This is a genomic window from Kribbella sp. NPDC104218 (genome assembly GCF_055584105.1).
The window spans coordinates 2,251,851-2,277,009 of the sequence record NZ_JBVJMQ010000001.1 but is presented as its reverse complement, the minus strand read 5'-3'; the positions used below and the strand labels follow the sequence as shown (position 1 = coordinate 2,277,009).

General features: G+C 69.2%; 24 protein-coding genes. 14 read left to right on the top strand and 10 right to left on the bottom strand.

The annotated features are described in order from the left end of the window. Positions 1-63: 63 nt before the first annotated feature. The 9 genes from pseB to ACZ6ZD_RS10830 all read left to right on the top strand — a co-directional run bounded on the left by pseB (position 64) and on the right by ACZ6ZD_RS10830 (position 11,792). A complete protein-coding gene (gene pseB, locus ACZ6ZD_RS10870) occupies positions 64-1,047 on the top strand; it encodes a UDP-N-acetylglucosamine 4,6-dehydratase (inverting) (protein ID WP_465670606.1) in 984 nt (327 codons plus the stop codon). A gap of 2 nt (positions 1,048-1,049) precedes the next feature. Continuing rightward, positions 1,050-2,174, top strand: a complete 1,125-nt coding sequence (locus ACZ6ZD_RS10865) for a DegT/DnrJ/EryC1/StrS family aminotransferase (protein ID WP_465670604.1) — start codon at positions 1,050-1,052, stop codon at positions 2,172-2,174. A 10-nt stretch (positions 2,175-2,184) separates the two neighbouring features. Then, the gene (locus ACZ6ZD_RS10860; RefSeq protein ID WP_465670602.1) at positions 2,185-3,537 is read left to right on the top strand and encodes a hypothetical protein; all 1,353 of its coding nucleotides are present in this window, start codon (positions 2,185-2,187) and stop codon (positions 3,535-3,537) included. Beyond that, positions 3,537-4,352, top strand: coding sequence for a hypothetical protein (locus ACZ6ZD_RS10855; protein WP_465670600.1), 816 nt, complete (start codon positions 3,537-3,539; stop codon positions 4,350-4,352). Before ACZ6ZD_RS10860 ends, ACZ6ZD_RS10855 begins: the two co-directional genes overlap by 1 nt. Beyond that, the gene (locus tag ACZ6ZD_RS10850; RefSeq protein ID WP_465670598.1) at positions 4,340-5,077 is read left to right on the top strand and encodes a cytidylyltransferase domain-containing protein; all 738 of its coding nucleotides are present in this window, start codon (positions 4,340-4,342) and stop codon (positions 5,075-5,077) included. Before ACZ6ZD_RS10855 ends, ACZ6ZD_RS10850 begins: the two co-directional genes overlap by 13 nt. A 38-nt stretch (positions 5,078-5,115) precedes the next feature. Then, on the top strand, positions 5,116-5,937 hold the full coding sequence (locus ACZ6ZD_RS10845; RefSeq protein ID WP_465670596.1) for a class I SAM-dependent methyltransferase: 822 nt from the start codon (positions 5,116-5,118) through the stop codon (positions 5,935-5,937). Between the two features lie 94 nt (positions 5,938-6,031). Further along, the gene (locus tag ACZ6ZD_RS10840; RefSeq protein WP_465670594.1) at positions 6,032-6,373 is read left to right on the top strand and encodes a DUF485 domain-containing protein; all 342 of its coding nucleotides are present in this window, start codon (positions 6,032-6,034) and stop codon (positions 6,371-6,373) included. Beyond that, entirely contained in the window at positions 6,370-8,016 is a 1,647-nt protein-coding gene (locus ACZ6ZD_RS10835; RefSeq protein WP_465670592.1) for a solute symporter family protein, read from the top strand. Before ACZ6ZD_RS10840 ends, ACZ6ZD_RS10835 begins: the two co-directional genes overlap by 4 nt. A 200-nt stretch (positions 8,017-8,216) precedes the next feature. Then, a complete protein-coding gene (locus ACZ6ZD_RS10830) occupies positions 8,217-11,792 on the top strand; it encodes a discoidin domain-containing protein (RefSeq protein ID WP_465670590.1) in 3,576 nt (1,191 codons plus the stop codon). Between the two features lie 106 nt (positions 11,793-11,898). On the opposite strand, the gene ACZ6ZD_RS10825 is transcribed toward ACZ6ZD_RS10830, so the two are convergent. From ACZ6ZD_RS10825 to acs, 4 genes are all read right to left on the bottom strand, one after another. After that, the gene (locus tag ACZ6ZD_RS10825) at positions 11,899-12,315 is read right to left on the bottom strand and encodes a MarR family winged helix-turn-helix transcriptional regulator (protein ID WP_465670588.1); all 417 of its coding nucleotides are present in this window, start codon (positions 12,313-12,315) and stop codon (positions 11,899-11,901) included. A gap of 74 nt (positions 12,316-12,389) precedes the next feature. After that, positions 12,390-12,830, bottom strand: a complete 441-nt coding sequence (locus ACZ6ZD_RS10820) for a hypothetical protein (protein WP_465670586.1) — start codon at positions 12,828-12,830, stop codon at positions 12,390-12,392. Further along, positions 12,830-13,483: a type III secretion system chaperone family protein gene (locus ACZ6ZD_RS10815; protein WP_465670584.1), complete on the bottom strand. Its 654-nt coding sequence runs from the start codon at positions 13,481-13,483 to the stop codon at positions 12,830-12,832. Before ACZ6ZD_RS10815 ends, ACZ6ZD_RS10820 begins: the two co-directional genes overlap by 1 nt. 55 nt (positions 13,484-13,538) lie before the next feature. After that, entirely contained in the window at positions 13,539-15,467 is a 1,929-nt protein-coding gene (acs, locus tag ACZ6ZD_RS10810) for an acetate--CoA ligase (protein ID WP_465672674.1), read from the bottom strand. 364 nt (positions 15,468-15,831) lie between these two features. On the opposite strand from acs, the gene ACZ6ZD_RS10805 reads away from it, so the two are divergent. Beyond that, positions 15,832-16,494: an SIS domain-containing protein gene (locus ACZ6ZD_RS10805; protein ID WP_465670582.1), complete on the top strand. Its 663-nt coding sequence runs from the start codon at positions 15,832-15,834 to the stop codon at positions 16,492-16,494. Positions 16,495-17,000: 506 nt separating this feature from the next. Here the strand turns inward: ACZ6ZD_RS10805 and ACZ6ZD_RS10800 are convergent. Next, positions 17,001-17,759 carry a GntR family transcriptional regulator gene (locus ACZ6ZD_RS10800; RefSeq protein ID WP_465670580.1) on the bottom strand — a complete coding sequence of 253 codons (759 nt, stop codon included), beginning with the start codon at positions 17,757-17,759 and terminating at the stop codon, positions 17,001-17,003. A gap of 186 nt (positions 17,760-17,945) precedes the next feature. Between ACZ6ZD_RS10800 and ACZ6ZD_RS10795 the strand changes: the two genes are divergently transcribed. The 4 genes from ACZ6ZD_RS10795 (at position 17,946) to ACZ6ZD_RS10780 (ending at position 21,467) form a co-directional block, all read left to right on the top strand. Next, positions 17,946-18,893 carry a glutathione S-transferase family protein gene (locus ACZ6ZD_RS10795; protein ID WP_465670578.1) on the top strand — a complete coding sequence of 316 codons (948 nt, stop codon included), beginning with the start codon at positions 17,946-17,948 and terminating at the stop codon, positions 18,891-18,893. 69 nt (positions 18,894-18,962) lie between these two features. Beyond that, on the top strand, positions 18,963-20,129 hold the full coding sequence (gene nhaA / locus ACZ6ZD_RS10790) for a Na+/H+ antiporter NhaA (RefSeq protein ID WP_465670576.1): 1,167 nt from the start codon (positions 18,963-18,965) through the stop codon (positions 20,127-20,129). A gap of 34 nt (positions 20,130-20,163) precedes the next feature. Continuing rightward, the gene (locus tag ACZ6ZD_RS10785; RefSeq protein WP_465670574.1) at positions 20,164-20,568 is read left to right on the top strand and encodes a phage holin family protein; all 405 of its coding nucleotides are present in this window, start codon (positions 20,164-20,166) and stop codon (positions 20,566-20,568) included. A gap of 53 nt (positions 20,569-20,621) precedes the next feature. Then, positions 20,622-21,467: an alpha/beta fold hydrolase gene (locus ACZ6ZD_RS10780; RefSeq protein ID WP_465670572.1), complete on the top strand. Its 846-nt coding sequence runs from the start codon at positions 20,622-20,624 to the stop codon at positions 21,465-21,467. Here the strand turns inward: ACZ6ZD_RS10780 and ACZ6ZD_RS10775 are convergent. The 5 genes from ACZ6ZD_RS10775 to ACZ6ZD_RS10755 are packed head-to-tail and all read right to left on the bottom strand — an operon-like array spanning position 21,460 to position 24,994. After that, positions 21,460-22,122 (bottom strand): hypothetical protein, encoded by a 663-nt coding sequence (locus ACZ6ZD_RS10775; RefSeq protein WP_465670570.1) that lies wholly within the window; start codon positions 22,120-22,122, stop codon positions 21,460-21,462. The genes ACZ6ZD_RS10780 and ACZ6ZD_RS10775 overlap by 8 nt on opposite strands. A gap of 1 nt (position 22,123) precedes the next feature. Beyond that, on the bottom strand, positions 22,124-22,621 hold the full coding sequence (locus tag ACZ6ZD_RS10770) for a SigE family RNA polymerase sigma factor (RefSeq protein WP_465670568.1): 498 nt from the start codon (positions 22,619-22,621) through the stop codon (positions 22,124-22,126). A gap of 50 nt (positions 22,622-22,671) precedes the next feature. Next, positions 22,672-23,844, bottom strand: coding sequence for a MarP family serine protease (locus ACZ6ZD_RS10765; RefSeq protein WP_465670566.1), 1,173 nt, complete (start codon positions 23,842-23,844; stop codon positions 22,672-22,674). Then, positions 23,841-24,596 carry an NUDIX hydrolase gene (locus ACZ6ZD_RS10760; RefSeq protein ID WP_465670564.1) on the bottom strand — a complete coding sequence of 252 codons (756 nt, stop codon included), beginning with the start codon at positions 24,594-24,596 and terminating at the stop codon, positions 23,841-23,843. The genes ACZ6ZD_RS10765 and ACZ6ZD_RS10760 overlap by 4 nt, the downstream gene beginning before the upstream one ends. Further along, positions 24,593-24,994: a TlpA disulfide reductase family protein gene (locus tag ACZ6ZD_RS10755; protein WP_465670562.1), complete on the bottom strand. Its 402-nt coding sequence runs from the start codon at positions 24,992-24,994 to the stop codon at positions 24,593-24,595. The genes ACZ6ZD_RS10760 and ACZ6ZD_RS10755 overlap by 4 nt, the downstream gene beginning before the upstream one ends. Positions 24,995-25,159: the final 165 nt, after the last annotated feature.

The following is a 25,159-nucleotide window of genomic DNA, read 5'->3' as shown; positions in this document are numbered from 1 at the left end:
TCGTGTCGGACACCGCGGGTGTGGTGTCCGGAACTGTCCGTCAAGAAGGGGTTCCGCTCGACCGTGACCATCCTCACCGGCTCCGACATCCTCGTCACCGGCGGCACCGGATCCTTCGGCCGGGCGTTCGTGAGACACGCGCTGGACCGCCTGAACCCGCGCCGCATCATCGTCTTCAGCCGCGACGAGCTGAAACAGTGGGAGGTCCGGCAGCTGTTCGGGGACGACCCGCGGCTGCGGTTCTTCCTCGGCGACGTCCGCGACCGCTCCCGGCTGCTGCGGGCGATGCACCGGGTGGACTACGTCGTCCACGCGGCCGCGCTCAAACAGGTCGACAGCGGTGAGTACAACCCGTGGGAGTTCGTCCAGACGAACGTGATCGGGTCACAGAACGTGATCGAGGCCTCGATCGACTCCGGAGTGAAGCGCGTGGTCGCGCTGTCCACCGACAAGGCGTCCAGCCCGATCAACCTGTACGGCGCGACCAAGCTGACCGCCGACAAGCTGTTCATCAACGGCAACCACTACGCGGCGGCGTACGACACCCGCTTCGCCGTCGTCCGGTACGGCAACGTGATGGGCAGCCGCGGCTCGATCATCCCGAAGTTCCGCGCGCTGCACGCGGCCGGGCAGTCGCTGCCGATCACCGACCTGCGCTGCACGCGGTTCCTGATCACGCTGCCGCAGGCGGTCGAGTTCGTGGTCGAGTCGTTCGAGCTGATGACCGGCGGCGAGCTCTACGTGCCGCGGATCCCGTCGATGAAGGTGACCGACCTGGCCGAGGCGATCGCGCCCGGCGCGGCCATGCACGACGTCGGGCTGCGCCCGGGCGAGAAGCTGCACGAGGAGATGATCAGCCCCGAGGAGGGCCGCCGCGTCCTCGCCGTCGGCAACCGCTACGTCCTGCAGCCGGACCTCGCGACCTGGGGCTACGTCGCGCCGACCGCCGGCACGCAGCTCCCGGACGGGTTCCACTACGCGTCGGACACCAACGACCAGTGGTACTCGATCGAGGAGATCCGGAAGATCCTCGAAGTGGACCACTGAGCATGCTGCCCTACGGACGGCAGTCGATCTCGGAGGCGGACATTGCTGCGGTCGCCGCCGTCCTCCGGGGGGACTGGCTCACGACCGGGCCGGCGGTGACGGCGTTCGAGGAGGCGGTGTCGCAGCTGGCAGGTGGGCACCGGGCCGTCAGCTGCACGTCTGGGACGGCTGCGCTGCACGTCGCGTACGCCGCGCTCGGTGTCGGTCCTGGGGACGAGGTGGTGACCACTCCGATGACGTTCGTCGCCACTGCGTCGTGTGCGGCGTTGCTGGGCGCGAAGGTGGTGTTTGCGGACGTCGACGCGGACACTGCGCTGATTGACCCGGCCGCGGTGGCCGCGGTGGCTACTGAGCGGACCAAGGTGATCGCTGCGGTCGACTATGCGGGTCAGGCGGCTGACTACACGGCGCTGCAGGCGGTCGCTGACGCGGTAGGCGCGCGGACTGTGGCTGACGCGGCGCACTCGGTCGGTGGTAGCGCGGACGGGCGTCCGGTCGGTGATCTGGCTGATGTGACGACTATGTCGTTCTTTCCGACCAAGAACCTGACCACGGGTGAGGGCGGGGCTGTCGTCTGCAAGGACCCGGAGGTGGGGCAGCGGGCGCACGAGTTCCACTTCATCGGGCTGGTGCGGGATCCGGAGCGGTTCGAGATCGCAGATGAGGGGCCGTGGCACCAGGAGGTGCACGAGTACGGCGTGAACTACCGGCTGACGGACCTGGGCGCAGCGCTCGGGTTGTCGCAGCTCGCGCGGCTGGAGGGGTTCAAACGCCGGCGGGCCGAGATCACTGCGCGCTACAACGCGGCGTTCGCCGGGGTGGACGGACTGCGGACGCCGGTGCAGCGGGCCGGTGTCGACCCGATGTGGCATCTGTACCCGGTGCGTGTGCTGGGCGGCCGGCGGCGGGAGGTGTTCGAGGCGATGCGGGCGGCCGGGATCGGCGTCCAGGTGAACTACATCCCCGTCTACTGGCATCCTGTCTTCGCACGGCAGGGCTACCGCCGCGGCCTGTGCCCGAACGCGGAGGCCTTCTACGCCGAGGAGCTCTCCCTCCCGCTCTACCCGGACCTCACCGACAACGACGTCGACCGGGTGATCGACACGCTACTCAGACTGGTTGGCTAACGTGACAGATGTGACCCGATCGAACTTGGTCGGCGGAGAGATGCTCAACTGGTCGGATCTGCACCCGGGGGACGCCCGCCCCGCAGCCACCGGCCCCGCAGCCGCGGCCCTCCTCGCCGCTGCTGTCCAGCCCGGCGACACCGTCCTCGTCGCCGGCCCGCACGCGCACCACCTGTACGCCGACCTCGCACCCGCGGCCTCGGTCGACATCCTCGTCCGCTCCGCCCCGGACGCCGAAGAACTCGCCGAAACCCTCGGCGCCGACAAGACCCAGGTCTACTGCGGCTCTCTCGACCGCTTCACCACCACCGAGACCTACGACCTGATCGTCGCCCTCGACGGCCTCGAACGCCTCGTCGGCCCCGACACCCCCACCCTCCCCTGGTCCGAAGCCCTCACCAAACTCACCTCCTACCTGACCCCGAACGGCCGTCTGTTGCTAGGCGCAACAAACCCCTTCAGCGTCAACAACCTCATCCAACCCGACATCACCGCCGCCCTCCCCCGAGACGAAGACTGGGCCCGAGACGTCCGCGACACCGCGCCCGCGGGTTTCAAACCTTTGCTGAAGGCGTTGGCCGCGGCAGGTATCACACCAACTGCAACCTACGGGGTTTTTCCGGCACTGACGGATGCTCGGGTGGTTGTTGAGGGTGATCATGAGGTCGGGGCTGGGGAGGCTGGGCGGGTTGTTGCGGAGGGCAACGGGGGGCCGGTGCTCAGGGATCCGTATCGGGTGGTGATGGATGCGGCGGCTGGTGGGTTGTTGGTGGAGTTGGCGCCGGCTTGGTATGTGGTTGTCGGTGCGGTGGCGGGGTTCGAGCCGCGAGTGGGGGAACTGCTCGAGGAGCGGTTGGTGCGGGCTTTGCGGGTGGATGACCAGGCGGCGTTGCGGCGTGAGGTTGTCGGGTATGTGGAGTGGTTGCGGACGACGGAGACGCCTGGGTCGCCGGAGAACGTGATTGTGGTGGACGGCGGTTATCGGCTGCATGGTGAAGGGGTGGCGGGGGTTGAGGCCGCGCTCGAGCGGTTCGTGGAGCGGGTGTTGCGGGCTGGGGTTCGGGTGCCTTGGCCGGCGGGTGGGGACGGGCAGGAGCTGACGGCGCGGTTGGCGTCGATGGCGGGGATCACCCTGAGCACGCCGGTGAACCGCGAGGTGATCAGGCCGTTGGGGAGTGCTGAGCAGCTGGCGACGGTGGCTCGGCTGGCGGACGAGTTGGCGCACGCGAGCGCGCGGGCGATCCTGTTCGAGGGCACCGTGAGCGGTATTCGGCGGTCGGTGGCATATCGGGTCGGGCATGCGGTGCTGAATCCGGCGCGGGTGATCCGGCGGCGGATCAAGCGCGTACTGCGGAGGCGCTGATGCACCACGCCAATCACTTCTACGGCCACGCGAACGTACTGGCGGCGTACGCCGGCCTGCGTAAGCCGCCGCGGATCTGGGGTTACCTGCAGCACGGCTGGAACATCCTCGACGGCTTCGCGCACGGGACGAACTTCGCGCCCGGGATGCCGAAGTACGTGTGGTCGGACGGCGTCCGGCGCCGCGGCCAGTCGATGGGCCTGCGGAACTACTCGGTGATCGGCTCGGTCTGGCTGTACCTGCTGAAGGTGCACCCGGAGCTGGCGAGCCCGGCCAAGAAGGCGAACGGCACGCTGTTCTACCCGTTCCACGGCTGGGAAGGCCAGCACGTCCTCGGCGACCACGGCCGAATCGTTGCCTCGATCAACGAGCACGAGACCGGCCCGGTGACCGTCTGCCTGTACTGGAACGAGTACCAGCAGCCCGCCATCCGCAAGGTCTACGCGGACGCCGGCTTCCGCGTCATCACTCACGGATACCGCGGCCTGCACTGGCGCAAGACCGACGCCAAGTTCCTGGTCAAACAGTTGCGCGAGCTGCGCGGGCACACCCGCGTCGCCTCCAACCGGCTCAGCTCCGCCGTCCTGTACGGCGCCTCGATCGGCCTGCAGCCCGGCGTGTACGGCGATCCGATGGTCCTGGAGAACGAGCACCCGTCCTTCGGCGGCCAGGCCCGGATCAAACGGCTGTGGCCCGAAATGGACCAACCCTTCGTCCCGCTCTCGACCGCCCGGGAGTTCACCGACACCGAGCTCGGGGTCGACCACGTCGTCTGCCCCGCGGAGATCCGGGAGCTGTTCCGATGGAACGACTGAAGATCGGCATCGTCACCCAGGTCCGGGTGACGAGCTCACGCCTCCCGGCCAAGGTGCTGCTGACCGCCGCCGGCCGGACCTTCCTCGAGCACCACCTGGACCGCCTGCGTGCGACCGGCCTGCCGGTCGTCGTCGCCACGACCACGAACTTCAACGACGACGTCGTCCTGGCCGTCGCGAAGGAGGCCGACGTCCCGGTCTTCCGCGGCTCCGAGGACGACGTCCTCAGCCGCTTCGCCGGAGCGGCCCGAGAGCACGCCCTGGACGCCGTCGTCCGCGTCACCTCGGACTGCCCGCTGATCGACCCGGCGGTCGTTGCCGCGGGCGTCGACCGATGGCGGGCCGAGGGCGACCCCGACCTCTACCTGTCGAACTGCCTGGAGCGCAGCTACCCGCGCGGGATGGACTACGAGATCTTCTCCGCGGCCCGGCTGTACGACGCCGAGGCCAAGGCGACCCTCCAGGCCGACCGCGAGCACGTGACGCCGTACCTGCACCAGAACCGCTCCGGCGAGATGCGTCTGCTGAACCTGCCCTGGTCCGGCGGCGGGGCGCAGTACCGGCTCACGCTCGACACCCCCGACGACTGGAAGTTGCTGGACGCCCTGATCGAGGAGCACGGCGGCAGCGCGCTGACCTGCGCCGAACTCGTCCACCTGCTGGACCGGCATCCGGAGCTGGCCGCGCTCAACGCGCACATCGAACAGAAGAAGCTCGGCGAGTAACAGCGCGCAGGCTCGCGGCTACGGCATGATTTACGGTGATGACCACCGATGAGCCGGCTCTGAGCCCGAACGACGCGGCCCGCGCGACGTCGTTCGGCGCTGTCGCGAGCGCGTACGACGCCGGCCGCCCGACTTTTCCGGTCGACGCGCTGACCTGGATCCTGGGTCCGGGCCGGGGGCTGCAGGTGCTCGACCTGGGCGCCGGGACGGGCAAGCTGGCCGCCGTCGCGGCCGGGCTCGGGCACGACGTGGTGGCCGTCGACCCGTCCGAGGAGATGCTGTCGGTCTGCCGGCAGCGGCCCGGGATCGACACCATGGTCGGCGCCGCGGAGTCGATCCCGCTCGCGCACGCCTCGGTCGACGCGGTCATCGTCGGCCAGGCCTTCCACTGGTTCGACCACTCCCGCGCACTCCCCGAGATCGCCCGGATCCTGCGCCCGAACGGCGTCCTCGGTCTGCTCTGGAACAACTACGACACCGTCGTCCCGTGGGTCCGCCGGGTGCACCGCGCGATCATGGGCGAGGACTTCGGCGCCCCGGGCGCGGACGCGTTCGACCCGATGCCGATCCTGCTCCAGTCCGATCTGTTCGCCGGGGTCGAGACGGCCCGGTTCAAGCACTGGCAGGATCTCGACCGCGGCGGTCTGCGCCAGCTCGCGCTGTCACACTCGCGAGTTGCGGTGCTGACCGAATCCCGCCGGGATTCCGTTCTCGAGCAGGTCGACTCCGTTTACGAGACGTCGGCCCGCCCGCCGGAGCCGTTGCGGATGCCGTACATCACCGGCTGTTACCGGACCCGCCCGAGCGACCTGGCCAACTACCGCCGCACGCTCGACGCCCCGGTCGCCCCGCACCTGTAGAAACATTTTGGTTGCGGACACGCCCTATAAGTCACAAATGGGTTCCCAAACGCTAACGTGCATCTGTTCGCGTCGCCGAGCATGAGGGGAACGCATGGACGAGGACGCCGTACGCGAGCGGGACGCCCGCGCCTACGAGGCCGTGCACGACGCGGCCGACTTCCAGGAGCTGAAGCGCCGGTACAAGAACTTCGTGGTGCCGTGGACGATCGCGTTCATGGTCTGGTACCTGGCCTACGTGGCCTGTAACAACTGGGCCCGCGGCTTCATGAACACCGAGGTGATCGGCAACATCAACGTCGCGCTGGTCTTCGGCCTGCTGCAGTTCGTGTCGACGTTCGTGATCGCCGCCCTCTACGGCCGGTTCGCGAACCGCAAACTCGACCCGCTGGCCGCCGGACTGAACGCCAAGTTCAAGAGGGAGCGCCGCCGGTGAGCCTCGTCCCCCTGCTGATCCCGCTCGCCGACGGCGAGCCCGGCAACCGCACGCTGACCATCTCGCTGTTCTCGGCCGTGGTCGCCGTGACGCTGTACATCACCTGGTGGGCGTCCCGGCAGAACAAGAGCACCGCCGACTACTACGCCGGCGGCCGCAACTTCAGCGGCGCGCAGAACGGCCTGGCTGTCGCCGGCGACTACATGTCGGCGGCGTCCTTCCTCGGGATCTCCGGCCAGATCGCCCTCTACGGGTACGACGGCTTCCTGTACTCGATCGGCTTCCTGGTCGCCTGGCTGGTCGCGCTGCTGCTGGTCGCCGAGCTCCTGCGGAACTCGGGCCGCTTCACGATGGCCGACCAGCTCGCGTTCCGGATGAAGCAGAAGCCGGTCCGGACGGCGGCCGCGACGTCCACGATCGTGGTGTCGATCTTCTACCTGCTGGCCCAGATGGTCGGCGCCGGCTCGCTCGTCGGGCTGCTGCTCGGGGTGCAGGGGGACGCCGTCAAGGCGGCCGTCATCATCCTGGTCGGCGCGCTGATGATCGTCTACGTGACGATCGGCGGGATGAAGGGCACCACTTGGGTGCAGATCGTCAAGGCCGTGCTGCTGATGACCGGTACCGTGCTGATCACGTTCCTGGTGCTGCTGAAGTTCAACTTCAACATCTCCGACCTGCTCGGCGCCGCCTCGGAGAAGTCGGGTAAGGGGCAGTCGTTCCTGCAGCCCGGTCTGCTCTACGGCAAGGACCTGATCGGCCAGATCGACTTCCTGTCCCTCGGCCTCGCGCTCGTCCTCGGGACGGCGGGTCTGCCGCACATCCTGATCCGGTTCTACACCGTGCCGGACTCGCGGTCCGCGCGGCGTTCGGTGCAGTGGGCGATCGGCCTGATCGGCGCGTTCTACCTGATGACGCTGGCCCTCGGATTCGGCGCGGCGGCGCTGCTGAACACGGCCAAGGGCTCGGCGGTCGAGGCGTCGAAGGGCAACGTCGCGTCGCCGGAGCTGGCCGAGGCGGTCGGCGGCGGCGCCGGTTCGCTCGGCGGCTCGATCCTGCTGGCGCTGATCGCGGCGGTCGCGTTCGCGACGATCCTCGCGGTGGTCGCGGGCCTGACGCTGACCTCGGCGTCCTCGTTCGCGCACGACCTGTACGCGAACGTGATCGCGAAGACCAAGCCGTCGGAGAAGAGCGAGCTGCGGGTGGCCCGGTTCGCGGCGATCGGGATCGGCGCGGTCGCGATCGCGCTGGCGATCCCGGCGCAGAAGCTGAACATCGCGTTCCTGGTCGCGCTGGCCTTCGCGGTGGCCGCCTCGGCGAACCTGCCGTCGCTGCTGTTCAACCTGTTCTGGCGGCGGTTCAACACCTCCGGTGCGACCTGGAGCATCTACGGCGGTCTGGTCTCGGCCGTCGTACTGGTGATCTTCTCGCCGGTGGTCTCCGGGAAGCCGACGTCGATGATCACCGGCGCCGACTTCGCCTGGTTCCCGCTGTCGAACCCGGGCATCGTGTCGATCCCGCTCGGATTCCTGTTCGGCGTCCTCGGCACCTACCTCGGTAAGGACCGCTCCAGCGAGGAGCGGTACAACGAGCTCTCCGTCCGCGCGCTCACCGGCGCGGGCGCGGAAGGCGCCACCAAACACTGACCCGAACTCCTCGAAAGGGCCGACCCGCAGCACGCGGGTCGGCCCTTTTGGGTTTTTCTCGAACCGTTGACGCCCTCGTAGCACTGCCGTAACAATGAGCCAGCGCTACGCAAGATATTGGCAAGTCGACGAAAGTTTTGGACTCTCGCGTGGCGGCTGCTCCTCTGCGTCCTCACCACTCCCGCCCAACAGGAGAGGCCATGCGAATTCCCCGATGGCGGTTGCTGACCGCCTTGCTCGCCGCGAGTCTCGCGGCCGGCGCCCTAGTCGCCCCGTCCCTTCCCAGCGCCCACGCCGCCGTACTGGCCGGGCCGAACCTGGCCGCCGGCAAGACCGCGACGGCCAGTAGCGTCACCCAGAACTACACCGCCGCCAATGTCACCGACGGCAACCAGGGCTCGTACTGGGAGAGCGCGAACAACGCGTTCCCGCAGTGGGTCCAGGTCGATCTGGGCGCCTCGGTCACCACCAACCAGGTCGTGCTCAAACTGCCGAACGGCTGGGGCTCACGCACCCAGACGCTCGCGCTCCAGAGCAGTACCGACGGCCAGAACTTCAACGACCTGTCGGCGTCCGCGGGCCGGGCCTTCAACGCCCCGGACAACACCGTCACGCTCGACTACGGCAACTCGACCGCGCGCTACCTCCGGGTCCGGGTGACCGCGAACACCGGCTGGCCCGCCGGTCAGCTCTCCGAGCTCGAGGTCTACGGCCCGGCCACCGGTGACACCCAAGCTCCCACCGCCCCGGGCAGCTTGTCCTTCACCGAGCCCGGCGCCGGCCAGATCCGGCTCGCTTGGAACGCGGCCACCGACAACGTCGGCGTCACCGGGTACGACGTCTACGCGAACGGTCAGCTGCGGACCAGCGTGGCCGGGAACGTACTGACCTACACCGACACCCAGCCGACCAGCTCGACGATCGCGTACTTCGTCCGCGCGAAAGATGCCGCTGGCAACCAGTCGCCGAACAGCAACACGGTGACCCGGAACGGCAGCCAGGGCCCGGGGAACAACCTTGCCCAGGGCAAGCCGATCACGGCGTCCGGTTTCGTGCACACGTTCGTCGCGGCGAACGCGAACGACGACAACGTGACGACGTACTGGGAGGGCAACGGCAACCCGGCGACGCTGACCACCCAGCTCGGCTCGAACGCCGACCTCAGCTCGATCGTGATCCGGCTGAATCCGGACTCGGCCTGGGGTCCGCGGACGCAGACGTTCTCGATCCTCGGCCGTGAGCAGGGCTCGTCGACGTTCAGCACGATCGTCGCGAGCGCGGCGTACAACTTCACCCCGTCGTCCGGGAACACCGTCTCGATCCCGGTCAGCGCGCGGGTCGCCGACGTCCGGCTGAACTTCACCGCGAACACCGGTGCGCCGGCCGGTCAGGTCGCCGAGTTCCAGGTGATGGGCGTCCCGGCCCCGAACCCGGATCTCACCCTCGGCAGCCTGTCCTGGACGCCGACGTCCCCGGTCGAGACCGACACGATCACCGTCCGCGGGACCGTCACCAACAGCGGTAACGCGGCCTCGGCGGCGACCGACGTCAACTTCTACCTCGGCACCGCCAAGGTCGGGACGGCGGCCGTCGGCGCGCTCGCGGCCGGAGCCTCGGCCACGGTCAGCGCCTCGATCGGGGCCCGGGACGCCGGCAGCTACTCGCTGAACGCGAAGGTCGACGAGGCCAACACGATCATCGAGCAGAACGACGCGAACAACTCTGCCACCGCCGGGACCGCACTCGTGGTGACCCCGGTCGCCAGCTCGGACCTGATCGCCGCGGCGGTCAACTGGACGCCGGGCAACCCCTCGGCCGGGAACAGCGTCGCCTTCTCCGTCGTGCTCAAGAACCAGGGCAGCATCGCCTCGGCCGCGGGCGCACACGGGATCACGCTGACCATCCTCAACGGCAGCTCCACGGTCGCCACCCTGACCGGGAGCCACAACGGCGCGATCGCGGCCGGCGCCAGTACCGCAGCGGTTGCCCTTGGCAACTGGACGGCGGGTAACGGACGCTACACCGTCCGCGTCGTCCTGGCCGACGACGCCAACGAGCTCCCGGTCAAGCGCACCAACAACACCAGCGAGCGGCCGTTCTTCGTGGGCCGCGGCGCGAACATGCCCTACGACCACCTGGAGGCCGAGGACGCCGCGGTCGGCGGCGGCGCCCAGGTGATCGGCCCGAACCGGACCATCGGCGACCTCGCCGGTGAGGCCTCCGGACGGCGCGCGGTCACGCTGAACTCGAACGGCTCGTTCGTCGAGTTCACCACCCGGGCGTCGACGAACACCCTCGTCACCCGCTTCTCGATCCCGGACTCCGCCGGCGGCGGCGGGATCAACTCGACGATCAACGTGTACGTGAACGGCACGTTCCACAAGGCGTTGCCGCTGACCTCGAAGTACGCGTGGCTGTACGGCGCGGAGGCCGGCCCGAGCAACTCGCCGGGCGCCGGCCCGGCCCGGCACATCTACGACGAGGCGAGCATCATGCTCGACTCGACCGTCCCGGCCGGGTCGAAGATCAAGCTCCAGAAGGACCCGGCGAACAGTACGACGTACTCGATCGACTTCATCGACACCGAGCAGGTGACGCCGATCGGCAACCCGGGCGCCGGGTTCGTGACGCCGGCCGGGTTCACCCACCAGGACGTGCAGAACGCGCTCGACCGGGTCCGGCAGGACAGCACGCTCCAGGGCGTCTACCTGCCCGCGGGTGAGTACCCGACGCAGTCCAAGTTCAACGTGTACGGCAAGGCGACCAAGGTGGTCGGGGCCGGGCCGTGGTTCACGAAGTTCGTGGCGCCGCAGTCCCAGTCGAACACCGATATCGGCTTCGACGCGCAGTCGTCGGCGAACGGATCGACGTTCAGCGGGTTCGCGTACTTCGGCAACTACGACAGCCGCAACGACGGGCCGGGCAAGGTGTTCAACTTCTCCGGGACGTCGAACATGACCATCGACAACATCTGGGCCGAGCACCAGATGTGCCTGTACTGGGGTGCGAACACCGACAACTCGACGATCAAGAACTCGCGGATCCGGAACGCCTTCGCCGATGGCATCAACATGACCAACGGGTCGGCCGGTAACACCGTCAGCAACAACGACGCGCGGTCCACGGGTGACGACAGTTTCGCGCTCTTCAACGCCACCGACAACGGCGGCGGCGAGGTCCGGGACAACGTCTTCGAGAACCTGTCCGCGACGCTGACCTGGCGGGCCGCCGGGTTCGCGGTGTACGGCGGGACGAACAACGTCTTCCGCAACCTGTACGCGGCGGACATGCTCACCTACCCCGGCGTCACGATCAGCTCACTGGACTTCGGCATCCCGATGAACGGGTTCGGGGCCACACCGACGACGCGTTTCGAGAACGTGTCGATCGTCCGCTCGGGTGGGCACTTCTGGGGGAACCAGACCTTCCCCGGGCTGTGGATCTTCTCGGCCTCGAAGGTCTTCCAGGGGATCCGGGTGACCGATCTGGACATCGTCGATCCGACGTACAGCGGGATCATGTTCCAGACCAACTACGTCGGCGGCCAGCCGCAGTTCCCGGTCGCGGACACGATCTTCACCAACACGTCGATCTCCGGCGCCCGCAAGTCCGGGGACGCCTTCGACGTGAAGTCGGGCTTCGGGATCTGGGCCAATGAGCTGCCCGAGCCCGGCCAGGGCCCGCCGGTCGGCTCGGTCCAGTTCAACAACCTGTCGCTGAGCAACAACGCCGTCGACATCCGCAATACGACTGGGTTCACCATCAACCGGAACTAGCTGAACAGACGAACGGGTAGTAGTCGCGATTCCCGCAGCCGCGGATCGTGGGCTGAGCGTAGCCGGGCCGCCGAGCGGCCTACTACTACCCGTTCTTCGGCACGGGTTACAGGTCGCGGGCAATGCGGTCGAGGAGTTCGCCGGCTTTCAGGACGTGTTCGCGGTCGGCGTCGTCCAGGCGGTGCAGGAGTTTGGTGAGCTCGTCGGCGGCCTGACGGCCGGAGTCCTCGACGGTGGTCCGGCCGGCGTCGGTGAGGACGACGGCGGTCGCGCGGCCGTCGACCGGGTCAGGCTCCCGGCGGACCAGCCCGGCCTCTTCGAGGGCGGCGACCGTCGTGGTCGCGGTCGGCTGCGAACAGGGCACGCGGGCGGCGATCTCGCCGATCCGGATCGGCTGCTCGTCGGCGACCAGCATCAGCGCGAGGAACTGGGTCGGGTGCAAGACCGCGGTCCGGCTGCGCCGCAGATACCGGACGATCCGATGCATGCTGACCAGCAGCTGCAGAGTCTCCTCCTGCGCCACGGTGACCACCTCCCCTGATGAAGCACTGATCCTGGCACATCGAACGGCGTTCGCCCAGGTCCCAGTGGTGAAGGTCATAGCTGGGCGGTGATGACTCCCAGAGCGAACGCGGTTCCGGCCAGCCCGAGCATCACCATCGCCAGCGTCATCAGCCGGCGCTGCAGGGCGGGGAGCTCAGCGGCGGTGGCGAAGACGCGCTGCGGCCAGTGTTTCCAGGAGACGTACCAGAAGATGCCGGTTGCCCCGAGCAACAGGATGGCCTTGACCACGTGGATCGGCCAGTGCGCGGAGTCCAGGAGCAGTAGGCCGGCGCCGGTCAGGGCGATCACCGCGATCAGGCCGAGCACCTTGTACCGGTTGCCCGCGGCAATGACCGTGGTGAGCGCCTCGCGACCGGCCTGGTCGGCGCCGAAGTACCGCTTCAGCTTCGGCTGGACGACGAACAGCGAGTACGCCATCCCCCCGACCCAGGCCGCGGCGAGCCCGGCGTGCACGATCGCGAGGACGGCGGTCATCACTGCTGCGGAGGCGGCGGCGGGAACGCGTTGTAGGGCAGCATCCCGGCCAGCTGGACGAGCTTGCCCAGGGTCTCGGTGAGGTCCTTGGGCTTGGTCCGGCCGAAGATCGGGTGCTCCATGCAGACCAGGTCGTCGCCGACCACCGACCAGGTGTTCACCTTCTGCTTACGCATGAACTGCATCAGCTGTGGGTGCAGGTAGTAGCCGGCCACGTTCGGGTCGGTGTCGATCATCTTGTACCAGCGGTTGAACTTCGAGTCCGGCGTCGGGGGCTCCGGGTAGTGCTCGACCTCGAGCTCCGGCTCGGTGCTGGACACGATCGAGAAGTACGGCATCGGGCGCGGCAGCTTCACCACCCAGACGGTGTCGATCTTCACCTCGTCCAGCTGGTTGACCTCTTTGTTCGTCCAGGCGGTGTGCACGTGCGTCACCGTCGGCCGCCGATGGAAGTCGAAGGCGACGAACGGTACGCCGTTCAGCTGGCCGTCCACGACACCGAACGCGATCCGCTGGTCACCGTGTGACGTGAACGGCGGCACCCGCCAGTAGTCCGTGAGCTCCGGCGCCTGCTCCCGGAAGCGCCACCCGGACTGCTGGGCCAGCGCCTGCCGCTCCTCATTCGTCTGCATCATCCGCTTCGCTTCGAGCACGGGCAAAGCGTAGGCCCCCGGGAGGTCGCTCCCGGGGGCCCGAAACGCCGGTCGGTCAGTCCTCGTCGGACTTGCTCAGGTTGGTCTTGATCAGGTCCATGACGGTGGAGTCGGCCAGGGTGGTGACGTCACCGACCTCGCGGTTCTCGGCGACGTCGCGGAGCAGGCGGCGCATGATCTTGCCGGAGCGGGTCTTCGGCAGCTCGGCCACGACCATGATCTGGCGCGGTTTCGCGATCGGGCCGATCTCCTTGGCGACGTGGTTGCGCAGCTCCTGGACGACGTCCGGACCGCCGTCGCCGGCCTCCGAGCGGAGGATGACGAACGCCGCGATCGCCTGACCCGTGGTCGGGTCGGTGGCGCCGACGACGGCCGCCTCGGCGACCTTCGGGTGCGAGACCAGGGCCGACTCGATCTCGGTGGTGGACAGGCGGTGGCCGGAGACGTTCATGACGTCGTCGACGCGGCCGAGCAGCCAGATGTCGCCGTCCTCGTCCTTCTTGGCGCCGTCGCCGGCGAAGTAGACGCCCTCCCAGCGCGACCAGTAGGTGTCCTTGAAGCGCTGGTCGTCACCCCACAGCGTGCGCAGCATCGACGGCCAGGGCTTGTCGATGATCAGGTAACCGCCGGAGCCGTTCGGGACCGACTTGCCCGCGTCGTCGACGACGTCCACGCTGACGCCCGGGATCGCCTTCATCGCGGCGCCCGGCTTGCCGGCGGTGACGCCGGGCAGCGGGGAGATCATGTGCATCCCGGTCTCGGTCTGCCACCAGGTGTCGACGACCGGCGCCTGGTCGCCGCCGATGTGCTTGCGGTACCAGACGTAGGCCTCGGGGTTGATCGGCTCGCCGACCGACCCGATCACCCGCAGCGTCGACAGGTCGAACTTCGCGGGGATGTCGTCGCCCCACTTCATGAACGTCCGGATCGCGGTCGGCGCGCAGTACAGGATCGAGACCTTGTACTTCGCGATGATCTCCCACCAGCGGCCCTGGTGCGGGGTGTCCGGGGTGCCTTCGTACAGGACCGAGGTGGTCGCGTTCGCGAGGGCGCCGTACACGATGTAGCTGTGGCCGGTGACCCAGCCGATGTCGGCCGCCGTCCAGTAGACGTCGGTCTCGGGCTTCAGGTCGAAGACGCCCCACTGGGTGTACGCCGTCCCGACGAGATAGCCGCCGGTCGTGTGCAGGATGCCCTTCGGCTTACCGGTGCTGCCGGAGGTGTACATGACGTAGAGCGGGTGCTCGGCGTCGAACGCCTCGGGGGTGTGCTCGGCCGACTGCTTGCCGACGAACTCCTCCCACCACAGGTCGCGGCCCTCGACGATGTCGGTCTCCTGGCCGGTGCGCTTCACGACCAGGACGTTGCGGACGTCGGGGCAGTCGACCAGAGCGGCGTCCACCGCGGGCTTCAGCGCGGCCGGGGCGCCCCGGCGGTAGCCGCCGTCCGAGGTGATGACGACGCGGGCGTCGCAGTCCAGGATGCGGTCCTTGAGGGCCTCGGAGGAGAAGCCGCCGAAGATCACGGTGTGCGGGGCGCCGATCCGCGCGCAGGCGAGCATCGCCACGACCGTCTCGGGGATCATCGGCATGTAGATCGCGACGATGTCACCGGGCTGGACGTTCAGCTCGAGCAGCGCGTTGGCGGCCTTGCTGACCTCGTCCTTGAGCTGGGCGTAGGTGATCTCGCGGGTGTCACCGGGCTCACCCTCGAAGTAGTAGGCGACCTTGTCGCCGAGGCCGTTCTCCACGTGCCGGTCGACGCAGTTGTACGCCGCGTTCAGCTTGCCGTCGGCGTACCACTTGGCGAACGGCGGGTTGCTCCAGTCCAGCGTCTCGGTCGGCTCGACGGCCCAGGTGATCCGCTTGGCCTGCTCGGCCCAGAACCCCTCGAAGTCGGCGGCGGCGCGCTCGTAGGCGTCCGCCTTCAGGTTCGCGTTCGCGGCGAGCTCGGCCGGCGGCTCGAACCGACGCTCCTCGTGCATCAGGTTCGACAGGGCTTCGGACTGCGGTGACTCTGTCACGTCGGCGACTCCTCCTCGTGGCTTCGGCGCGTCGGAGCGCCCGACCCCTTTCTACCAAGGCGAACACGGCCACGGAAGCGTGGTATCGCCGAACAGCCCGCCTCCTGCGCCGAACCGAACTCCCCGCGAGACGGACGGTCGAGAGCCCACTTCCCAGCTGGTCGGACGCCACTCGACACACTGGTCTACCGCCGCGGAGTCAGGCTTCGCGGCGTCCGAGCTGGACCGGGTGTCGGTCGCCGCTTCGGCGTCCGCGCTGATCTCGTCCGAGTGGTCTAGTTCGACTTCTCGCCGGGCCGGGCGCGCGGCGAGTAGTTTCGGGCGCATGGATGGCGCTGAGGAGTACCTGCAGGCAGCACTGAAAGTCGCCCACCGCGCGGCGGAGTCCCAGGTCGGCGCGATCCGCGTCGCCGCCGGTCTGGTCGTCGACGCGATGACCGCCGGTCACACCTTCTGGGTCTTCGGCACCGGTCACAGTCACCTGATCGCCGAAGAGGTCTACGGCCGCGCCGGCGGTCTCGCCGACGTCCGCGCGATCCTCGAACCCGGGCTGATGCTGCACGAAGGGCTGGCCAAGAGCTCCCATCTCGAACGGCTCCCCGGCCTGGCCGACGTCCTCCTCCGAACGCACCCGATCGCCGCCGGCGACGTCGTCCTGATCGCCTCGAACTCCGGCCGCAACGCCGTCCCGGTCGAGTTCGCCCTCGGCGCCCGCGCCCGCGGCGCCGCCGTCATCGCCCTGACCTCGATGGCGCACACCTCAGCCGTCGACTCCCGGGTGCCGAGCGGCCAGCGCCTGTTCGAGACCGCCGACGTCGTCCTCGACAACTGCGGCGTCCCCGGCGACGCCCTCATCACCGTCCCCACCACCCCCGAGAAAACCGGCGCCACCTCCACCGTCGTCGGCGCCCTCCTGGCCCAAGCCCTCACCGTAGAAATCGTCACCCGCCTGGACACCCCCAACGTCCTCCGCAGCCTCAACGCCTAACCCCCAGCTACTGAGGCGGAGCGGTAAACGCACGACGCCCGCGGTCGCGGAAGCACTCGCCCGGGCGGAGTCGGCGGCGGCGTCCGAACGCTCGAGTCGCTCCCCGGAAACTACGAGCCACCCAGCGCCACTTTCTTTCCACCTACCGGCAGAGGAGGAGGTAAGACGCGGCGCGCCCGCAGTCGCGGGGGGTATTCGCGCAGGCGCGGAGCCGGCGGCGTCCGAGGACGGAGCCGACGGGCGTGTCCGGGGGACCTCACGAGGTGGCTGGTCGGGCGATCGTGGCCGGCCGAGGTCGCGCTGGAGGCGCCGCAAGAGACGTAGTCGCCGGAGGTGCCGTGAGACACCGTCGCGGAAGCGACGTGAGGGGCGCCGTCGCGGGGGCGACGTGAGGGGGCGTCGCGGGGGCGCCGCCAGACCTCGTCGCCGGAGGCGCCATGAGAGAGGTCGTCGCGGGAGCAACCTGAGACGTCGTCGCGGGGGCGACGTGAGCGGCGTCGCGGGGGTTAGGTGGCTCGGTAGGCGACTGTTATGTCGTAGCGGTCGGAGCGGTAGGTGGAGCGGCCGAACTCGATGGGTTCGCCGGAGGCGGTGCGGGGGGCGGAGGTGATGATGAGGCAGGGGGTGGTGGGGTCGATCTCGAGGAGTTCGGCGTCGCCGGGTTCGGGTGGGGCGGCGACGATGGAGGCGGAGACCATGCCGAGGGCGACGCCGTAGCGGTCGGCGAGGACGCCGTACAGGGAGTTCGCGGCGAGGTCGATCTCGTCGAGGCCGGGGTAGCGGCGCAGCGAGAGCGCGGTGCGCTCGATCGCCATCGGTTCGCCGTCGGCGGTGCGGAGGCGGACGAGGTGCAGGACGGGGGTGCCGAGCGGCTCTTCGAGCTCGCGGGCGAGGACGTCGTCCGCCGCGCCGACGTGGTGCTCGAGGACGCGGGCGCCGGGGGTGATCCCGCGGTTGACCATGTCCTGGCTGAACGACGAGGCGAGCAGCTTGGACGGACGGGGCTCGGCGACGAAGGTGCCACCGCCGGGACGACGGGCGGCGAGACCGTCGGCGACGACGCGATCGACCTCCTGGCGGACCGTCATCCGGGCGACGCCGAAGCGCTCGGCGAGGACCCGCTCCGAGGGCAGGACGGTGCCGACGGCCAGCGACTTGGTCAGGTTCTCCAGGATCTCGCGGATCTGGTCGCCCTTGGGACGATCGGGCCGCAGTTCCGTGGGGAGATCGGCGAGGTCACCGGGGTTGTTCCGTGGGCGGGCCATGTGCTCAGTATCCCTGGAATTGTGGCCGGCAAACCGGTTGCCGGGGGCGCTGACCGCGGTCACTCGAGGCTCGGCGACCGGTGCTTGTGGCGACCGCGACGGCGTTGGCGCGGTAGACCTCTCAGCCCGACTGTAACCTCTGCCGCCGACTCACGGCCAGTGACGAGTCAGGGTAGTTTTAACGTTATGCATCGCGCACAGTTCGTAGCCGAAAGCGGATCGAACGGCGAGTGGAAGCGCCAGGGGAACCGGTTCACCGACCGGATCTCGCGCGCCTCCACGGCGTCGGTTGGCGAGGGCCCCGACGACCAGGGCCGCTGGCCGGTCGAGCCGGGCCGGTACCGGCTCGTCGTCAGCCTCGCCTGCCCCTGGGCGCACCGCTCGGTGATCGTCCGCCGGCTGCTCGGCCTGGACGACGTCATCGGCCTCGCCGTCGTCGACCCGATCCGCGACGAGCGCGGCTGGCGGTTCACGCTCGACCCCGACGGTCGCGATCCGGTGCTCGGCATCGAGTACCTGTCCGAGGCCTACCTGCGGACGGACCCGGCGTACGACGGCCGCGTGACCGTGCCCGCGATCGTGGACACCGTGACTGGTCTCGTCGTCACCAACGACTACCCGCAGATCACCCTCGACCTGTCGACCGAGTGGACCGACCACCACCGCGCCGGCGCGCCGCAGCTCGTCCCGGCCGACCGCGCCGAGATGGACACCCTGATCGACGAGATCTACCGCGATGTCAACAACGGCGTCTACCGCTGCGGTTTCGCGACCGGCCAGGAGGCCTACGAGGCGGCGTACGACGTCCTGTTCGCCCGGCTCGACCTGCTCGAGCAGCGCCTCGCCGATCGCGCCTACCTCCTCGGCGACGAGCTCCGCGAGGTCGACATCCGCCTCTTCACCACGCTCGTCCGCTTCGACGCGGTCTACCACGGCCACTTCAAGTGCAACCGCAACAAGCTCACCGAGTTCCCCAACCTGTGGGCCTACGCCCGGCGCCTGTTCCAGCTCCCCGCCTTCGGCGAAACCGTCGACTTCGACCAGATCAAGCGCCACTACTACGTCACCCACGACACCATCAACCCCACCGGCATCGTCCCCAAGGGCCCGGACCCGGCAGCCTGGCTCAGCTAAACTGTCCTCAGGTGTGCCGGGAAGTCTGGTCGGCGATCGTTTCAGCGACCCCCGACGAAGGGCCGAACCATGACCCGGCAGATGTTCCCCCGGATCCTCCCGCGCGAGCGCGCCGTCCTGGCCGACACCTTACGCACCGAGACCACCGGCGGGCTTTTGTTGCTCGCGGCCACTGTTGTGGCGCTGGTGTGGGCCAACTCACCCTGGCAGGACGGCTACCACCACCTCCGCGAGCTGCCGCTCGGCCCGTTGACGGTCGAGGCGTGGGCATCGGACGGCGCACTCGCGATCTTCTTCTATCTCGCCGGGCTCGAGTTGAAGCGCGAACTCGTGGTCGGGTCGCTGTCGAAGCTCAGCGAGGCCGTCCTGCCGGTCGCCGCCGCGATCAGCGGAATGGTGCTCCCGGCAATCATCTACCTCGGCGTGAACCTGCTGTCGGACGACGGGAAACCGCACGGCTGGGCGGTGCCGACGGCAACGGATATCGCGTTCGCCCTGGCCGTGCTGGCGATCGTCGGCTCGAACCTCCCCAGTGCGCTCCGCGCCTTCCTGCTCACGTTGGCGGTGGTCGACGACTTCGGCGCGATCCTGGTGATCGCGGTCTTCTTCTCGCACGGCTTCCACCTGTGGTCGTTGCTGGCCTCGGTCGCGCTGATCGCCGCTTGGTACGTGCTGCAGCGCCGCAACATCCGGACGCCGTTCCTGTACGTGCCGATCGCGATCGCGGCCTGGTGGTTCATGCACGAGTCCGGGATCCACGCCACGATCGCCGGGGTCGCGCTCGGTCTCGTCACGCGGGTCGAGTCGGCCGAGCGGATCGACGACCGCTTGCGGCCGTGGTCGGCGGGCGTCGCCGTACCGGTGTTCGCGTTGTTCGCCGCCGGCGTCACGTTGAGCGGCGACGCCGTCCGGCAGCTGCTGACCGATCCGGTCGCGATCGGGATCGCCGCCGGCCTGCTCGCCGGTAAGGCGCTCGGAGTGTTCGGCGGCTCCTGGCTGACCGCGCGCTTCACCCGCGCCGAGTTGAACTCCGACCTGTCCTGGCGGGACGTCGGCGCCGTGTCGGTGCTGGCCGGGATCGGGTTCACCGTCGCGTTGCTGATCGCCCAGCTGGCGTTCGCGGACGACGTCGCCCAGGTCGAGCGTGCGAAGGCCGCCGTCCTGATCGCGTCGGTGCTGGCCGCGCTGATCGCCTCGGCTCTCCTCCTGCGCCGGAACCGTTCGTACGCACGGTAGTGTCAAGGCACGGGACGCGTGTGGAAGGAGTGCCATGTCATTGGGGCAGAACGGTGACGAGCCCACGGTCGGTCAGCTGGTCGCGAATGTCAGCAAGGACCTGTCGAGTTTGGTCCGCAGCGAGCTGGAGCTCGCGAAGACCGAGCTGAAGAAGACCGCGGTCGCCGCCGGGACGGGCGCCGGGATGTTCAGCGGCGCGGCCTTCCTGGGTCTGCTGGCGATCATCCTGCTGACCATCTCGCTGGCCTACGCGTTCACCGCGCTCGGTCTGCACCCGGCGCTGGCCTTCCTGATCACCGCGGTGATCCTGCTGCTGATCGCCGGCGTCCTGGTGCTGGTCGGTAAGAAGATGCTCGGCAAGGCCAAAGGTCCGCAGCGCGCGATCGAGACCTCGAAGGAGTCGGTCGAGGCGCTCAAGGCGATCGGCAAGGGCGACTGAGCCCGGCCGGCGTCGTCGACCTGCTGGTCGACGGCCCCTGGTCGCACTCCCTGGTGGCGGCCAACGGGGCCCGGTTCCACGTCGCCGAGTGCGGAGCGGCCGATGACCCGCTCGTCCTCTTCCTGCACGGCTTTCCGGAGTTCTGGTGGGCCTGGCGGCATCAGCTGCCGGTCGTCGCGGCCGCCGGCTACCGCGCCGTCGCGATGGACCTGCGCGGGTACGGCGCCAGCGACAAGACCCCGCGCGGCTATGACCCCTACACCGCGGCCGCCGACGTCTCCGGTGTGATCCGCTCCCTGGGCGCGACGGATGCCGTGGTCGTCGGACACGGCTGGGGCGGTTTCATCGGCTGGTCGGCCGCCGTCCTCGCCACCCGACAGGTGCGCGCACTAGCGGCGGTCTCCGCGCCGCATCCGTTGCTGCTGGCCCGTTCCGGCCAGCCGAAGGCAGTAGCTCGGACGGCGTGGTTCCAGCTGCCGGTCCTCCCCGAACGGCGGCTGCTCGCGCAGGACGGCGTCCACATCGAACGCCTCCTCCGTGACTGGGCCGCACCGGGCGGTCTCTTCCCGGACGCCGAAGCGTCCCGCCGCTACCGCGCCGCCCTGCAGGTCTGGCCGGCGCCGCACTGCGCGCTGGAGTACCACCGCTGGTTCGCCCGCTCCCGTTTCCGGCCGGACGGCCGCAAATACACCGCCCAGATGCGGACGCCGGTCGCCGTCCCGGTCCTGCAGCTGCACGGCGCCCTCGACCCGGCCATCTCCCCCACCGCAACCACGCCGCCCCACCTGGTCGCGGCGCCGCTGCGGCACGAGGTCATCACCCCCGCCGGTCACTTCCCCCACGAGGAGACCCCAGAGCTCTTCAACGCCCAACTGCTGGACTGGCTACGCGCTATCTGATGCGCTGTACGACGTCACTGACGGACGTGATCGTCCATGCACCGTCTTTCTGCACCACGGTGTAGGTCGCGGCGTAGTCGCGATGACAGGACTGATCGATCTGGACGCGTAGGACCCGGGAGTCTCCGGCCTTGACGATCTTGCCGAGTTCGATCAATCCCATCCGGTCCTCGGTGCATTCTCGATCGAATCCAGGGGGTAGCGGGGACGAACCGCGCCACTCCGCCGGGCCGACGACCGACGCAGCCCGGACGATCGCCCGGCGCTGTTCCGGCGTGATGACCGGCTCCGGTCCGTCCTTCGGCTCGCGCAGCCCCTGCACGATCAGCCTTTCCCAGCCCGCTTTCGGCTTGAGCTGCCCCGCGAGCAACTGCGCCGCCACCGACCACACCTTGGCGTCGTCATCGATCACGGCCTGGTCGGCCGCGGTCCGCGAAGTGGGGGCCGCGACCGGTGGATCGGCGTCCGGGCCGGCGTTGCGGACGGCGTAGACGGAGCCGGCCACGACGCTCAGGACGGCGGCGGCGACCAGGACGGGGGTGAGCAGGCGGCGCGGGGATTTGGTTGCTTCAGGCAAGGTGTCGACGTCGGCGCGGTGGTCCGCGAAGGTTTCGCGGAGGAGGTCGCCGAGCTGGTCGTCGGTGAGTTTGGGCATGTCAGTCGTCCTCCTGGGAGAGGTGGTCGCGGAGGGTCGCCAGGGCGCGGGCGGCGTTCGAGCGGACGGTGCCCGGCACGACGCCGAGGACGGCGGCGATCTCGTCGTCGGAGAGGTCTTCGTAGTAGCGGAGTACCAGGACGGCGCGCTGCTGGCGGGGCAGCCGGGTGAGCAGCTGCCAGGTCGCGTCCTTCAACGCCTGGCGCGAGCCGATGTCCTCGTCCGAGGGGTGGTCGATCGGTTCGGCCAGCGGCAGCTCACGGTTCTTGAGGATCCGCCGCCAGCTGAGGAACTCGTTGACCACCATCGTGCGCAGGTAGGCCTCGGGATGTTCCAGGTCGCGGATCTTGTCCCAGCGCCGATGGGCGCGCACGAGGACCGTCTGGACCAGGTCCTCGGCGCTGTGCCGATTGCCGGACAGCATCAGCCCGAGCCGGAGCAGCCGCTGCTCGCTGGCTCGTACGAGGCCGTCGTACGTCACCATCTCGTCCCCGCTCATGGTTGCCGTCACATCTCTTGAACGCGGCGGGCGGGTAGATCTGCTGCAGCCTAGGTACAGGTTTTGGTGGAGACGTCCTGCGTGGCGGAGGCGCCGGCGCGGGCGTCGGCGGCGACCTGGTCGGCGGTCAGGACGTAGCCGGTCCGGTTGTCCTCGACGGAGGCCGCGAAGACGACGCCGTACACCGTGCCCTTCGCGGAGATCAGCGGACCGCCGGAGTTACCCGGGCGGACCGAGGCCCAGATCGAGAAGGCCTGCCGGGTGACCGTGCGGTCGCCGTAGATGTCCGGGCCGCGGAGGCGCTCCTCGGAGCGGATCCGGGCCGGCTCGGAGTCGAACGGGCCGTTCTCCGGGTAGCCGAGGACGACGGCCGGGTCATCGGCCTTGGCGGTGAAGTCGAACTGCAGCGGCTTGACGTCCAGACCCGGCACGTACAGGACCGCGACGTCGACCTCGGGGTCGAACAGGACGACGCGGGCGTCGTACTCGCGGCCGTTGATCTCGACATCCGGCGAGCTGACGCCGGCGACGACATGCGCGTTCGTCATCACGCGCTGCGGGGCGTAGACGAAACCACTGCCCTCCAGGCCGCGGGAGCAGTTGGCCACGCCGGTGATCTTCGCGATCCGGCTGTAGGTCTGCCGGACGGCGGGCTGCCGGCCGATCGCGCTGTCCGGTGGCTGGGTGTCGCGGATCCGCTCGGGGACGAACGGGTCGAGGAAGCGCGGGAACAGATCGGTGTTGACGACATCGTTGAACGCCTGCAGAGCGTTGTCGGCACCGCTCGGCAGCACCTCGTCGACCTTCGCCAGCACCTCCGAGCCGCGGACCGCGGACGTGACACTCGGGATCCGCGCGCCGCTGACCGCGACGCCGAGCACCCAGGACACGATCAGGACGGACGCCGCCGCCAGCGCCGCGCCGCCGAGCGCATCGACGGCCTTCACCGGTTTCCAGGAGATCTTGTTCCGGATCTTGGAGCCGATCAGCGCCCCGATCGTCCGGCCGATCGAGGCCAGGATCACCACCAGCACCAGCGCGGCGAACGAGACCGTCACACTCGGCTCGAAGTTGTCGAGCACCCGCGGGACGCCCCAGACACCGACCGCGGCGCCGCCGAGCAGCCCCAGCGTCGCGCACGCGCCCAGGACGAAGCCCTCGATATAGCCGGAGATCGCCACCAGCAGGGTGATGATCAGCAGCGCGTAGTCGAGCTTGCTCACTCCACACCTTCCGCGTCCTGGCTCAGGTCGTGCTCGATGGCGGTCATCCGCCGGACGTCGGCCGGCCGGCTGCCCTCGCTCCGCCAGGCCGCCTCGACCAGTCGGTCGGGCAACGGTACGACGTTCGAGGGGTTCCAGTCGCGCGCCCAGCCGCCGAGCAGCAGCAATTTGTCCAGGAGGCCCGCGGTGAAGCCCCAGACGAACAGATCGTTGACGAGGAAGGCAGGGCCGGTGAAGCCGGACGGGTGCAGACAGCTCACCCGGTTCGCCGGGTCGGCGAGCAGCTGGACGGAGACGGTGTGCACCGAGGCGACCTCGGCCGGGTCGACGACCGCGACCGGGGACGGCGTCCGCCACCAGGCCAGCACCGGGGAGACGCCGAAGTTGCTGACCGGCACCCAGAGCGCGGGCCAGATCGCGAACGGTACGACGCCGGCCGGGTCGAGGCCGGTCTCCTCCTCGGCCTCGCGCAACGCCGTCCGGATCAGGCCCTCGTCGCCGACGCCGTCCTCGGGGTCGACGCCGCCGCCGGGGAACGCGACCTGGCCGGCGTGTTTGCGCAGCGTCCAGGACCGCTCGGTGAGCAGCACCTCGGGCCCTTCGTTGCCCTCGGCAAGCAGGATCAGGACGGCGGAGCTCCGCACCGAGGGGTCGTCGGGCGGGAGGAAGCGGGACAGCAGGTTCGGGTCGACGTCCGCGGAGGCCTTCGCCAACGGGTGCAGCCAATCCGGGATCTGGACGTCGAACGTCATACCTGCACTCCGAGCTTCTCCAGCACCAGGCGGTCGAGCTGCTCCTGGGAGGTCAGCGCTCCGTTGTGCAGGGTGAATTTGCCGGTCTTGTCGACGAACACCGTCACCGGCGGCCCGCCGACCTTGAAGGGTTTGCGGACCTGCTTGTCGGAGTCGATCAGATGCGGGTAGTCGAGCTTGTTGTCCAGCGCGAACTTCACGGCCAGCTCGGGCCGCGGGTCGGTGTAGTCGATCCCGATGATCCTCAGTTTGTCGCCGGCCTTCTGCTGCAGAGCCGCCAGGTACGGCGCCTCGTCCCGGCAGGGCGGACACCACTGGGCCCACACGTTGATCACGAGCGGCCCCCGCAGATCGGCCAGCCGCACATCCGGCCCCTCCCCCAGACACGGCAAGCTCACATCCGGCAACCCACCCGCGACCGGCGGCCGCGACTCCACCACCGGACAAGCCGCCAACCGCTCAGCCCCCGCAACCGTCGCTCGCCCACCCCCTGTCGCCTCCTCACCAGGCCCCGCCCCACAAGCCGCCAACATCACCACGAACATCCCACCCGCCACCGCACG